The 12,351-nt window shown below is 49.4% G+C and carries 13 protein-coding genes; 7 read left to right on the top strand and 6 right to left on the bottom strand.

Annotation, left to right across the window (positions count from 1 at the left end):
* Nucleotides 1-113 precede the first annotated feature (113 nt).
* From DUE52_RS27555 to DUE52_RS27545, 3 genes are all read left to right on the top strand, one after another.
* Nucleotides 114-350: a hypothetical protein gene (locus DUE52_RS27555; protein ID WP_114409314.1), complete on the top strand. Its 237-nt coding sequence runs from the start codon at nt 114-116 to the stop codon at nt 348-350.
* Nucleotides 347-754, top strand: coding sequence for a type II toxin-antitoxin system VapC family toxin (locus DUE52_RS27550; RefSeq protein WP_114409313.1), 408 nt, complete (start codon nt 347-349; stop codon nt 752-754). Before DUE52_RS27555 ends, DUE52_RS27550 begins: the two co-directional genes overlap by 4 nt.
* 130 nt (nt 755-884) lie before the next feature.
* Entirely contained in the window at nt 885-1,781 is an 897-nt protein-coding gene (locus DUE52_RS27545; protein WP_114409312.1) for an N-acetylmuramoyl-L-alanine amidase-like domain-containing protein, read from the top strand.
* Here DUE52_RS27545 and DUE52_RS27540 read toward each other — a convergent pair.
* From DUE52_RS27540 to DUE52_RS27530, 3 genes are all read right to left on the bottom strand, one after another.
* Entirely contained in the window at nt 1,754-2,770 is a 1,017-nt protein-coding gene (locus tag DUE52_RS27540) for a GntR family transcriptional regulator (RefSeq protein WP_114409311.1), read from the bottom strand. The genes DUE52_RS27545 and DUE52_RS27540 overlap by 28 nt on opposite strands.
* A 9-nt stretch (nt 2,771-2,779) precedes the next feature.
* Entirely contained in the window at nt 2,780-3,604 is an 825-nt protein-coding gene (menB, locus tag DUE52_RS27535; RefSeq protein ID WP_114409310.1) for a 1,4-dihydroxy-2-naphthoyl-CoA synthase, read from the bottom strand.
* Nucleotides 3,605-3,760: 156 nt separating this feature from the next.
* On the bottom strand, nt 3,761-4,219 hold the full coding sequence (locus tag DUE52_RS27530; RefSeq protein ID WP_114409309.1) for a DUF2452 domain-containing protein: 459 nt from the start codon (nt 4,217-4,219) through the stop codon (nt 3,761-3,763).
* 174 nt (nt 4,220-4,393) lie between these two features.
* On the opposite strand from DUE52_RS27530, the gene DUE52_RS27525 reads away from it, so the two are divergent.
* Both DUE52_RS27525 and DUE52_RS27520 read left to right on the top strand, forming a co-directional pair.
* Nucleotides 4,394-5,446: an AMP-binding protein gene (locus DUE52_RS27525; protein WP_114409308.1), complete on the top strand. Its 1,053-nt coding sequence runs from the start codon at nt 4,394-4,396 to the stop codon at nt 5,444-5,446.
* A gap of 44 nt (nt 5,447-5,490) precedes the next feature.
* Entirely contained in the window at nt 5,491-6,270 is a 780-nt protein-coding gene (locus tag DUE52_RS27520; RefSeq protein ID WP_114409307.1) for a hypothetical protein, read from the top strand.
* Nucleotides 6,271-6,279: 9 nt separating this feature from the next.
* On the opposite strand, the gene DUE52_RS27515 is transcribed toward DUE52_RS27520, so the two are convergent.
* A complete protein-coding gene (locus DUE52_RS27515; protein WP_133299960.1) occupies nt 6,280-7,638 on the bottom strand; it encodes a hypothetical protein in 1,359 nt (452 codons plus the stop codon).
* A gap of 416 nt (nt 7,639-8,054) precedes the next feature.
* Entirely contained in the window at nt 8,055-9,155 is a 1,101-nt protein-coding gene (locus DUE52_RS27510; protein WP_114409305.1) for a helix-turn-helix transcriptional regulator, read from the bottom strand.
* Between the two features lie 73 nt (nt 9,156-9,228).
* On the opposite strand from DUE52_RS27510, the gene DUE52_RS27505 reads away from it, so the two are divergent.
* Nucleotides 9,229-10,659, top strand: coding sequence for an aldehyde dehydrogenase family protein (locus DUE52_RS27505; RefSeq protein WP_114409304.1), 1,431 nt, complete (start codon nt 9,229-9,231; stop codon nt 10,657-10,659).
* Nucleotides 10,660-10,732: 73 nt separating this feature from the next.
* On the top strand, nt 10,733-11,734 hold the full coding sequence (locus DUE52_RS27500) for a hypothetical protein (protein WP_133299959.1): 1,002 nt from the start codon (nt 10,733-10,735) through the stop codon (nt 11,732-11,734).
* Nucleotides 11,735-11,746: 12 nt separating this feature from the next.
* On the opposite strand, the gene DUE52_RS27495 is transcribed toward DUE52_RS27500, so the two are convergent.
* On the bottom strand, nt 11,747-12,187 hold the full coding sequence (locus DUE52_RS27495) for a response regulator (protein WP_114409302.1): 441 nt from the start codon (nt 12,185-12,187) through the stop codon (nt 11,747-11,749).
* Nucleotides 12,188-12,351: the final 164 nt, after the last annotated feature.

The following is a 12,351-nucleotide window of genomic DNA, read 5'->3' as shown; positions in this document are numbered from 1 at the left end:
AGATGGATTAATTTTGTCGTTTTCGTACGAAATGCTCTTGATGCATTTGCAAAAAAGTCGAACGAGATGAAGAAGAATAATGTTAAATTGGTGAGATTTTAAAGCAGCGTGCTATGCAATTAACGTACAGAATACCGGCAGATTCGTTGAATAGTGGCTTTTTAGAGGCTATCAAAGCCAAATTTGCGGGTAAGGAAGTCAGTATTACGGTTGAAGACGTGCCAGATAAAAAACCAGTCAATCAAAAAGAGCTTTATAAAAAGTCGTTGGTTTTGCTTGATCGGTTCAAAGACATGAAAGTAGACCCGAATCTAAATCTTTCTGATTTGGCGAATGAAGTGAATTTATGATCTACTTTGATACGGATGTGCTGATCCACCTTCTGGTTCCACAGGATTCTACCAAAAATAAAAAAGCAAAAGAGCTTTACGAAGCAGCAACATCTGCCAGTCAGTTTCTGATTTCGTTTTTATCCCTGCAAGAAACCGCTTACGTGTTACACCGGCTTGACCGAAAGCCGGATGACATTGAGGCCATGTTGCAAACTTTTCTGCCTTTTGAACCCGTTTTCTATCAAATGGAGGAGATGCTTCGGGCTATCTCAATAGCGAAAGTGATTGGCTTTCAAAATATCAATGATTGTCTCCATACAGCTATTGCCGAAACCCATCATTGCCAGGAGCTGTACACCTTCAATCAGTCAGACTTTAAGCGAATCCAAAAACTGACAAAGATCAAAATAACGGTATTTTGAAATAGGAGCTGGTTTTTTATTTCAACCGTGTATATACAGATTGATGTGGCATCGTGATCCGATTTTTGCTATTTTCACGGAAAACCGGTTCGCTGTCTTGATTCCTGCGTTTTCTTAATCACCGTACTTGATGAAGAAACTGTTTACCGTTCTGCTTGCGTTAGTGCCTTTTACCCGGTCGATTGCTCAGGAAATTACTCTGACTTCGCCACTTCGGCAGGTGGTCGTTGCGCCCGGAATCTCCCCGGCCGAAACGGCAATTGCCATCAGTAAATCGTTTCAGGGGCGTCCGTATGTGGCCCACACGCTGGATGGCAATGAAACCGAACAGTTGGTTGTCAATTTTCGGGCGTTCGATTGCACCACATTTCTGGAAACCACCCTCGCGCTTTCGCTGGCCCGTCATCAGTTGCTCAACGAGCAGGATTCGGTGCAGTTCGACCGCCTTTTTCGCAAGAACCTAACCAAACTGCGGTATCGCAACGGCACCATCGATGGGTTTGCCAGTCGCCTGCATTACTTTTCGGAATGGCTGGTCGATAACGAGCAAAAGGGGATTGTACAGGATGTGACGCGAAAAATTGGCGGTATGCAGGTGTCAAAACCGGTGTCGTATATGACCAAAAGCACCTGGAAATACCCGCAGCTTTCGGACCCTTCAACCCTTCAGCAGATCGCGCTGGTGGAGTCGGCCATCAGCCAGCAGAGCTTCTGGTTTATTCCCAAAAAACGCATCAAAGAGATCGAAAGTAGCCTGAAAGAAGGCGACATCATCATGCTGACGGCTTCCCGGCCCGGTTTGGACATGAAGCACGTTGGTTTTGTGGTCTGGCAAAATGGCCCTAATGGAGAGAAAAGGGCGCATTTGCTGCACGCGTCGTCGCACTACGGTGAAGTAATGATATCGGAAGAACCGTTGGCCGATTACGTGTTGTGGAACCGGCAATTTTCGGGCATTCGGGTGGCGCGTTTGAAAGAAAACAGTCCGCAGAACCTCTCTTACAAAGACGCCCGCCGAATCAACTGAAAGGGATTTTTTACTTTTTCATGTCGTTTTTCCAGAATGAGCCGGGCCGCGGTTTCGCCCATTTTTTCGTGGTCGGTCGAAATCACCGCAATGCCGTCGGCCAGGACTTCCTTCAGGGGCGTTTCGTTAAAGGCCAGCACTCCGATGTCCTGCCCCAGTTTCAAACCCCGCTGTTTGACCTGCCGAACCAGTTCGACCAGGTCGCCGTCTTCCAGCACAATATAGGCCGTACCGGTTTGCAGTTCGCGCCCCGTCAGCGTATCGAGTAGCTCGAACTCTTTGTGGTAGTGAACGCAGAAATTTCGAAAACCGCGCACGATTTCCCGGGGATAATAGACTTCTTTTGGGAAAACCAACGTCAGTTTTTTGTACTTTTCCAGCACATCCAGACCTGATTCCAGGGCTTCGTAAATATCGCGGTCAAACTGCTGGTAAATCGCCGAATAGTTGCCGTGTAATTCCGAAATCTCCCGATCCAGAATGATCAGTTCGTTGGCCGGAATCTGCTCCAGCAACTTGACGACGTTCACCTGTTCGGTTTCTTCGTAAAAGTGCGGCATCACCACGTAATAGTGGTATTGCCCCAGATTTTCTTCCAGCAGTTTTTTAAACCGCTGCGCGCTGTGGTGGTGAATGCGCAGGTCGACCACAGCGTTGTGGCCCAAAGCATTCACCAGCGAATAGTAAATGATTTTTTTGTAGGCGCTAAACTTGTTGATCAGAAACAGAACCCGCAATTGGCCGGGACCATCGCGCCGGATAAAAAATCCTTTGCCCTGAACCGCCTGAATCACCCCTTCTTTTTTCAGGAAGTTGTAAGCTTTCTCGACGGTATCGCGGGCCAGGTAATATTCTTCACTCAGTTCATTGATCGACGGCAGTTGCTGATCCCTTTTGAGGGTACCAATTTCAATGCCATTGATCACCGCGTTGACGATCTGACGGTATTTCGGAACGCTCGACTGAGATTCGATATGAAGATCAATCATGGACAGGGGTTAAGGGAATTTTGGAAACTTACTGAAATCCGGTTTGCGTTTCTCCAGAAACGAATCTTTGCCTTCTTTCGCTTCATCCGACAAATAATACAACAGGGTGGCATCACCCGCCAGTTGCTGAATGCCGGCCTGACCATCCAGTTCGGCATTGAACGATGCTTTCAGCATCCGCAGCGCAATCGGACTTTTTTCGAGCATCTTGCGGCACCATTCCAGGGTGGTTTCTTCGAGTTGTTCCAGCGGCACCACTTTATTGACCAGCCCCATCTGCAAGGCTTCCTGTGCGTCGTACTGGTCACACAAATACCAGATTTCGCGGGCTTTTTTCTGTCCGACAATCCGGGCCAGATACGAAGCGCCAAAACCGCCGTCGAAACTCCCGACTTTGGGGCCGGTCTGGCCGAAACGGGCGTTTTCGGCCGCAATCGTCAGGTCAGAAACCACGTGCAGAACGTGACCACCGCCGATGGCCCAGCCAGCCACCATCGCAATCACCGGTTTCGGAATCCGCCGGATCTGCATCTGAAAATCGAGCACGTTCAACCGCGGAACGCTGTCTTCACCCACATACCCGCCATGGCCCCGGACGGACTGATCGCCACCGCTGCAAAACGCTTTGCCACCTTCACCCGTCAAAATCACAACCCCCACGCGCTCGTCCTGGCGGGCGAGTTCCATGGCTTCGCTCATTTCCCTGACCGTCAACGGCGTAAACGCATTGTGCTTTTCGGGCCGGTTAATGCTGATTTTGGCAACACCTTCGTAATACTGGAACAGAATCTCGCGGTATTCTTTAATGGTTTCCCAGGGATATTTGCTTTGCATTGAATGTTAAAGTTTGTGATGGTTAACTATGGTTAAAATGGTTAACTATGGTTTGATGGTTAATTATGGTTTGATGGTTAAAAGTTTGAATGACAGCTAACTAGCTAATTAACCATCAAAACCATTTAACCATCAAACCATAATTAGCCATCTAATTTATTCTTCTGTAAACTCAGTTTCATGGTAAACGACGTCCCAGGTGTGGTCGGCCATCATGCGAACCGTGGCAACACACCGGCGAAACGGATACGTCCGTCCCCACTCATTCGGTGCGATCATGGACAACACATCGGTTCCGTCTTTTTTCTCATAGAAATAATACGTGTGTCCGACAATGGGTTCGAAACCCATTTGGGCACCGTAAATCCGTTCCGACACTTCCACGCGGTTGCGGATGGCGGTGGCCTGTTCGGCCAGCAACTGCATCTGCCGGTACAACTGCGAGAGTTGCAAATCCGTTTGTTCACGCATGGCCGTCACCGCCCGGCCTTTCATTTTTCCCTTGTCCTCCGGCTTGATCAAGGCGCCACCAACCGAGTGGGCATATTCGAGCAAACCGGGTTTATCCGTAACTTTATCGACTGAAATCGGATTTACAAACGCTTCGTTCGCCATAGTAAAGTGGGTCAGTTTTAAGTTTACGGTTTAATGTTCCGAAAAGTGTACCACGATCGGCAACGATAAACCAGAAACGATAAACTTGAAAACCGATGTGGGCCTTCAGAGTTTTGTCAGGAACAAAAATCGGGGCAAAAGTAGCTTATTTTTACGATTCATACCGTACTCCCCATGCGAATAGCACCCGGTAATTTACCGATACCCCAAACGGAATACGAAGCAAAGGCCATCGCGTTTTGCCGGCAATGGCTTTCCGGCCAGTCGATGTTCACGCTCCATACTTCCGGATCGACCGGAACGCCGAAACCGATCAACCTGAGTCGACGCCAGATGAGGGCCAGTGCGGTTCTGACGGGCCACACGTTCGGCCTGGCGCCGGGCGATCACACGCTGGTCTGCCTGAATGTGGACTACATTGCCGGGGTCATGATGCTGGTTCGGGGGCTTGAACTCGGGTTGGTGATGACCGTCGTAGAACCGTCGTCCAATCCGTTGCGAACCCTCAATCCGGAAACCGAACCGTTTGATTTTGCGGCTTTCGTGCCTTTGCAGATGCACACGATGCTCGACCATCCCGGTCATTCGTTGCCCATTCTGAATCGCATGAAGGCAATTCTGGTGGGGGGAGCCGCCGTGGATCGAACACTGGCTGAACGGTTGCAAACCGTATCGGCCCCGGTTTTCAGCACCTACGGCATGACCGAAACCGTTTCCCACATTGCCATCCGGCGCATCAACGGGCCGGGTCGAACGGAGGTATTTCAGGCATTGAAAGGCGTTGAAATCGGGGTCGATGCGCGAAATTGTCTATTTATCACAGCCGCAGCTTCTGACTTTGCAACGATTCAAACCAACGATGTGGTCGACCTGATTGATTCTTTTCATTTTCGCCTTTTAGGCCGTGCCGACTCGATCATCAACAGCGGGGGGGTGAAAATTCAGCCGGAAAGGGTGGAGGACGTGATTGCCGAACTACTGGCGAAGGAGAGCATTTCGGCCCGGTTTTTCGTCGCGGGTGTGCCGGACGAGCGGTTGGGGCAGCAGGTTGTTTTGTTTCTGGAAGGAACCGAATGGCCGGAAAGTTGCCTGGACGCCATTGAAAAGGTCGTGAAGCATGCCATCGGGCCGTATGCTGTGCCCCGAAAAACCGTACGGGTGCCGTTTTTTTTCGAAACACCCACCGGGAAGATCGACCGAAAAGCGATTGTTTCGGCTCACCCATAGCCGGGCGTCTTTTTTCTCCGGTCTTTAATCCCTATTCTTGCAACATGATTGAGCAGCGCTTCAAAATGATCGAAATCCGGTACCAAACCGCTCTGGTAGTTCCACCACCGTACGCCCACTTTTTTACCCTTCAACTCCATCCGACCAATGACGGCCGTCTGTCGATCAACCTGACGATGACCTATACCGATCGGGAAGAACTGGACGAAGAAGAAATTACCGGAGAAGGCTTTTCCATGAACGATGACTACCAATGGGCGGGACACCTGCCGGCCATTTGGGAGCAAACCGTTAGCGATCTGGCCCGAAAAACCCAGCTCAAGACTTTTAATGAAGAAAAACTAAGTGACAATCAGGATTATTTTTTGGTGACGATTGAAACGTACGCGCAGGGCAGCCAGTCCGGAACGCCTTCTCAGCGCTCCGAATGGCAGTTTTTGAGCCAGGAATTGATTCAGGCCGTATACGAAGTTTCGGGGAAAGAAAAACCGTTTGAAGCAACCTACCTGGAAATCGAGTCGGGCAACCGGACAGAAGCGCACCTGACCGCATCGTTTGCCGGACGGGAGGTGCGTCTGGAAACCCGGCGTGCGAACCAACCCCAAGCCAAAACCCTGCCGTGGAAAGAATTGAAGGCCCTGATGGAAGTTTTTTTCGCTGTGGATTACAACAGCGAAGAAGCTCTGCTCGATGTTCCGCGCAAACCCGGCCGGTATCTGAACCTGGGAACGCCGGAATGGTACGAAACCGGCACGGCCATCATCGGTGATGAAGGAGCCGTGAGCAAACTTCGGAAAGTTTTGGTTCGGCTCATTCAATCGTAAACGGCTGGTTTACAGCGTCACGGTTTGCTGTGTCATGATCAGCTCCGATTTTCCGCCGGCTTCTTTCAGCAAACACCCCAGGCGGTATTGCCCCGGTTGGGTGGCTTTTAAAGGCACCGTAGTTGAAAAACCGTTTCCAAAATAAACCCCCTCAGTGAGCAACCGACGCCAGCCTGCCATTTTGGGCAGCGTTCCGGTCAGATAGGTACGCTGGGTGGTTTCATCGTGCAGCACCACAAACAATTCATCGCGCAACTGCCTACGGCGGAGCGGAAATTCGGGGGTTTCAATCAGCAATTGTGGAGGGCCGTTTCCTTCGTGGAGATAGTGCTTGGTCTGGAAAACCAGCGGTTTGAAACGATTCTGCCGGATGGTAGCCTTCAGCCGTTCGTCAAAATCCGCGAATCGTTCAGGCACCTGCCAGTAGCCCTGCTGATAGGCCGGAACCAGAAACTCAATGCTGCTTTCGATGGAACTGAAATTGCATAACTCCGTTTGGTTTTTTCGCCAGTTATACGTGTCGGCAACGTAGCGGGTATATTTGTTAACGACTTCAGGCGTGTAGAGAGAGTAGGAACTTAAATAAAAAAGTGTCGCAAAAACGACAAAGAAGACATAAGTTCCCCGGCGCAGTTTAGGATAGGTGATGAGTAAAAATAAATAAAAGAAAACGGAGCTGAAAGCCGCATAAATTTTAAAGCGGTTTTCCAGAACGATTTCGGAGGAAGCCCGATAAATCGTAATCAATCCCGTCGTTAAAAATATAAAACAAAAAAACGCAAATATCGTGTGGGCAACCGCCGGTTGGGTTGAATTTTTCCGAAGGCTTTGATAAACTGCCATTAGCATGGAAGGAATGACCACAATGCAGATCAAGGTCCCCCAGATGATTGGGGCACCGATGGATAATGAAGGCCAGGTCGACAGGGTTGCGCCAATTTTCGCTACAAAAGCCGCCGGAATGAGCGGCCAGTCGATGCTGCTTTTGACCCCACTGCCGGGCGTGTAGCCCGCCAGATAACCGGCTAAAGCGATCATCATGGCCAGCATCCAGGGCAACAAAACAACGTAATGCCGGTTAATCAGCAGAATAAAAAAACCGGTTGCAAACACCAGGATGCCATTTCCGTGCGTGTAGGTGGCCAAAAGGGCCAGAAAAACGGCCGTCGCGACCCGAACTGGTGACGGCTCCTGGAGCAGGATCAGGCAGGCGCACAGGAGGAGGAGCAGGGTGATGTGCTGCAGTCCGGTTAATGCCCAGATCGTAACTTCATGGTATTGCGGCTGAAAAATCAATAACGGAATGGGAAGAAAATACGCCAGAGGAAGTTTTAACTGCCGAAATAATCCATAGATATAACCCGCCACAAAAATTAAATTAATTGCAGCAATAAAAATATAACTTCGGAAATTCAAATGGCCGTTAATCAGATAATCGATGTAGGAAACAAACCGGGGTACGAAAATACGGTGATCGTTATCCGCCCGAAAAAAAGTAGAAATCGTTTCTGGCCAGCTTAATCCTTTTCTAATTTCAGTAATTAACTGAAGAAAGGTGTTGTCATCCTGGAAGGGGAAGTTGACGGAATAAATGGCGACGTAATAGACAAAAAAAACAACAGCGCCGACACTTACCAAACCCGATATCCAATTTAAAATATGGATGAAAACAGGGCTTTTTGTCTTTGGCTGGTTGAGTAACAAAGTGTTCACACTAGTAAGTCGGTAACGTTGTCAATATACTTTCGTAAGCGAACTGTAAATTCGGATGATGACTCTATACACTATTTTTTCTGAAGGCGATCCAGCTCATACTGCAGGTCTTCAACCAGGGTTCGAATGCCATCCAGAGACGGGCTGGCTTCGGGCATTTGCTGACTGATAAAAGCAGAAACCTCCCACACTTCGATCACTTCACGAATGGAAACTTCCCGGCTGTTGATCGAAGGCTGATCGGAAGACAACAGCAAAGTCCCTTTCAGTTTGACCTGATTAAAAACCCGGCGGCACAGGATGCCCTGGTTCTGAATCAGCAGGACATGCAGCTTGCTGTCGGCAATATCATACCAGTTCCGGATGTATTTGCCAATCAGCACCGCGCCCGGAAAAGCAAACTCTTCCCCCGCTTCAAAAGCCCGGTAAGTGTCGGGCGGGAGCAAAGGTAATTGTAAAATCGCCAACCGATTCAAAAAATCAGGTTGCTGGTACCGCTGCATATAATCGCTGAACTGACGCTTTCGGACGTAAGCAATTGTACTGGTTGAATACGTCTCGGCCGAACTGCGGTGTTCGGGGGGCGGACTGGTTACCGTTCGCGTAGTATCGTAACTATTATTGAAAGATAAAGGTTGTGATGAAGGCGGATTACCAGACAAAGAATAAGGCGAGAATCCTTCGCGACGCGAAACCGGCCGGGGAACAATCCGTTGCGATACCAGCTTGATTTGCGGCTGGGCAGGCGGGTAATGATCGACCGGTTTCTGAAAGTTTACCGGTGGCTTCGAGGCCGGTTGCTGGTAGTATTTTTCAAGAACGGAAGAGAGAGCCTGGGGAGCAGACGCGGTATTTTCAGTTTCGGCAATCTCTTTCGGCAGGGGCGAAGCCGGAAAACCGGTGGAGGGCTGGGCACCTGACGGCGACCGGTCGAGCGGCAGCGCCAGATCGGGCGTTTCACGGATTTTCCGCAGGTCACTCTTCAACAGATTGTCGACTGTAGTGCTGAACGCGCGGGCAATCGACATCAGATTGTCCAGATTAGGGTTGGCCCGGGCTTCTTCGTAAGCCCCCAACAGCGATCGTTTGATGCCAATCCGCCGGGCAAACTGTTCCTGAGTCAACCCATTGAGCCGGCGAAGGTATTTAATGTTGTTGCTGACAATACTCATCGGACAGTGTTTTGACAAAAATATTAGTATTTCTGTATTATTACCGGTTTTTTCATGAAAACGTAATCATCCAATGATTTTGCCGCCATTTAATCGCGAAAATAAGACACAGCTCCGGGATTTGTTCGATGCCCAACGCCGACAGACGGTTTTTCTGAAAGAATCCTCGGCCGGGGAACGGGTGGCTAAATTGAAAAAGATACAAGCGTATCTGCTGGCCAACCGGGCGGTTTTAGCAAAGGCACTCTATGCCGATTTCCGAAAACCGGCGACCGAAACCGATTTGACCGAGGTGTATGGCACAATCAACGAACTGAATGTGGCCATTCGTCATTTGAAAAGATGGATGAAACCCCAGCCGGTTCCCACTCCGCCGGGTATGTTGGGAACGACCAGCTTTATACACTATGAACCCAAAGGCGTAACGCTGATCATTTCGCCCTGGAATTACCCCATTTATCTGACCCTGAAACCACTCATTTCGGCCATTGCCGCCGGAAATACGGCGGTTATCAAACCGTCGGAGCATTCTCCCGGTGCTTCTGCCTTCCTTCGAACGCTGGTGGAGGAGCTATTTCCGCCGGAAGAAGTGGCGGTTTTGGAGGGCGACGCTACGTTGGCTCAATACTTATTGGAATTACCCTTCGACCATATTTTCTTTACGGGCAGTACGGAAGTGGGGAAAATAGTGATGACGGCAGCGGCCCGAACCCTGGCGTCGGTGACCCTGGAACTGGGCGGTAAATCCCCCGGCATTATCGACGAAACCGCCGATATCCGGACTGCAGCCCGGCAGATTGCCTGGGGAAAATGGATCAACAACGGACAGACCTGCGTGGCTCCGGATTTCATCCTGATTCAGCGATCTGAAAAAGACCGGTTTATCCGGGAGATTCGTGAAGCGATTCGGGTCATGTACGATGCGGAGGGGAAGGGGATTCAGGCTTCGGAAAGTTATGCCCGAATCATCAATGACCGGCATTTCCAGCGGCTCAAATCCCTGTTGGACGATGCGGTACAGAAAGGAGCAAACGTGTCGATCGGTGGGCAAACCGATGCCGGTGAGCGGTTTATGGAGCCTACTCTGCTCGAAAATGTAACGGTGAAAATGGCCGTGATGCAGGAAGAAATTTTCGGCCCTCTTTTGCCGGTTATTCCGTACGATACCCGCGAAGAAGTGGTTCGTTTTCTGGGTGGCCGGCCCAAGCCGCTCGCTTTGTATATTTTTAGCGGGAAAGAATCGAACCGCCAGTTCTGGTTGAACCGGACGACGGCCGGAAATACGGTCCTGAATGACACGATCATTCATTTTGCCCATGCTGAATTGCCGGTGGGCGGCATCAACCAAAGTGGGATTGGAAAATCGAACGGGTTTTATGGTTTTCAGGAATTTTCCAATGCCCGGGGCGTTGTGAAGCGCCAGTTTGGAACAGTGAAGTATCTCTATCCTCCTTATTCAGACAGGGTTAAACGAATGGTCAAAATAATTTTAAAATACTTTTAAACGAATTGAATCCGTATTGGGTCAATTGATAAGATTGCTATATTAGTATCAGTTTTTACTCAACAGCCTCTGTATGATAAATACGTCTCCTTCCTCTGCCGACTTGAAAGAAACGGTTCCCGGTACAACCAAGGAACAAAACAAAAAGTCAGGAGGTCGATCTGGCATTCCGATTATTTTCGTTCATCAGCGTTACAGTTTTTATCTGGAATACACCCTTCGGCAAGCCGCTCATTCCAATCCCGACAGTCCGATTCACCTCCTGGGTGATGACGACAATAACCGGTTCCCGTTTTTGATTCACCACAAGGTCAGTGATTTGTTAAATCCGGAAACGGACAGGTTTAAAAGTGTGTATCAACACCAGTCTCCCAATCATTACGACTACGAACTGTTCTGTTTTGTGCGCTGGTATCTGGTAAAAGAACTGATGCGACGCGAAGGCTATCAACAGGTTTTCGTGGCCGATTCGGATGTCATGATTTATTCGGATATTACCCACTACGTGAACCAGGCCGGTTTGACAAAATACCAGGCTGCTTTCAATATCGGCGTTGACTATCAGTGGGTTCGGTCAGCATCGGGCCATTCGTCGTACTGGACCTGGGAGGGAATCAGCCAGTTTTGTGATCTGATGAGTAACCTGTATACCCTGCCCCGGTTTATCACGTTCATGGATCAGATTCGGGCGGAGAAGATCATCAAAAACGACCGGGCCGGCATTTCGGACATGACGGCTTTGTATGTTTTTTACGAGGAAGAAAATTCGCGCATCCGTAATCTGTCGGCTTGTCTGAATGGGTCGGCTTTCGATCACAACATTTCGATGGCAACCAATTACGATCTGGATGAATACGAATTTGGGCTGGGGCGCAAGAAAATCGTGATCAAAAATGGACACCCTGTTGCCTACAACCTGTTGTTGAAAAAAGAGATCATTCTCCATACGCTCCACTTTCAGGGCAATAGCAAAAACATTATCCACCGGTATTATACGGGAGGAGGATTGCTGGGAAACAAAGCCTTAAGGGAGATTCGTTTTCGGGCTTCCGTACTCTATCACATGGTGCGATAAGGCCGGAAAGCATCAATATTCATTGTAGGGCAGATTGACGGTATCCCGCCAATACGTCGTAACGTCGCTGATCATCTGAATCAATTCCGTAAACTGGATGGGTTTAACGAGGTAGGAATTGGCCCCCAACCGGTAGGCTTTTTCCACCTCCTGCCGCGACGAAGTCAGAATCAGCACCGGAATATTTTTTAACTGGTGGTCGGCCCGAATGGCCTGAAGCGTCTCCAATCCATTCCGGAGGGGCATATTGATGTCCATAATCACCAGCGAAGGAAGCGGGTTGACGGCCTCCACGCCAATGCAATTCATCAGATAGTCGATGACCTGATCCCCATCCTCCACAAACCGTCCGCAGTCGAACAACCCATTTTGCATAAACGCTTCATCCAGCAACAGCCGATCTTCTTCATCGTCTTCGGCAACTAATATGGTAAAAGGTCGGTTGGGCAACATAAAGAAATAAACAGGTGCCGGACAATGGCCCTAAATGAGAGATTGAAGGTAGTAGTTTTCCGGTTTATTGCCAACTTGTAAATCATATTTCGCCCCGGTTCGATTGTTTAGCGGTTTTGTGTACCTTACCGGTCCAACTTTTTTTGATGGCCCCTTTCAAAATT

Origin of the sequence: Larkinella punicea (genome assembly GCF_003334855.1) — a bacterium.
Lineage (GTDB): Bacteria > Bacteroidota > Bacteroidia > Cytophagales > Spirosomataceae > Larkinella > Larkinella punicea.
The sequence above is the reverse complement of the archived record's forward strand: the minus strand, read 5'-3'. Positions and strand labels throughout refer to the sequence as shown.

Bases quoted from the DNA above. Each gene is read 5' to 3' on its own strand.
- DUE52_RS27555 (WP_114409314.1), top strand. From the start codon at position 114: ATGCAATTAACGTACAGAATACCGGCAGATTCGTTGAATAGTGGCTTT.
- DUE52_RS27550 (WP_114409313.1), top strand. From the start codon at position 347: ATGATCTACTTTGATACGGATGTGCTGATCCACCTTCTGGTTCCACAG.
- DUE52_RS27545 (WP_114409312.1), top strand. From the start codon at position 885: ATGAAGAAACTGTTTACCGTTCTGCTTGCGTTAGTGCCTTTTACCCGG.
- DUE52_RS27540 (WP_114409311.1), bottom strand. From the start codon at position 2,770: ATGATTGATCTTCATATCGAATCTCAGTCGAGCGTTCCGAAATACCGT.
- menB (WP_114409310.1), bottom strand. From the start codon at position 3,604: ATGCAAAGCAAATATCCCTGGGAAACCATTAAAGAATACCGCGAGATT.
- DUE52_RS27530 (WP_114409309.1), bottom strand. From the start codon at position 4,219: ATGGCGAACGAAGCGTTTGTAAATCCGATTTCAGTCGATAAAGTTACG.
- DUE52_RS27525 (WP_114409308.1), top strand. From the start codon at position 4,394: ATGCGAATAGCACCCGGTAATTTACCGATACCCCAAACGGAATACGAA.
- DUE52_RS27520 (WP_114409307.1), top strand. From the start codon at position 5,491: ATGATTGAGCAGCGCTTCAAAATGATCGAAATCCGGTACCAAACCGCT.
- DUE52_RS27510 (WP_114409305.1), bottom strand. From the start codon at position 9,155: ATGAGTATTGTCAGCAACAACATTAAATACCTTCGCCGGCTCAATGGG.
- DUE52_RS27505 (WP_114409304.1), top strand. From the start codon at position 9,229: ATGATTTTGCCGCCATTTAATCGCGAAAATAAGACACAGCTCCGGGAT.
- DUE52_RS27500 (WP_133299959.1), top strand. From the start codon at position 10,733: ATGATAAATACGTCTCCTTCCTCTGCCGACTTGAAAGAAACGGTTCCC.
- DUE52_RS27495 (WP_114409302.1), bottom strand. From the start codon at position 12,187: ATGTTGCCCAACCGACCTTTTACCATATTAGTTGCCGAAGACGATGAA.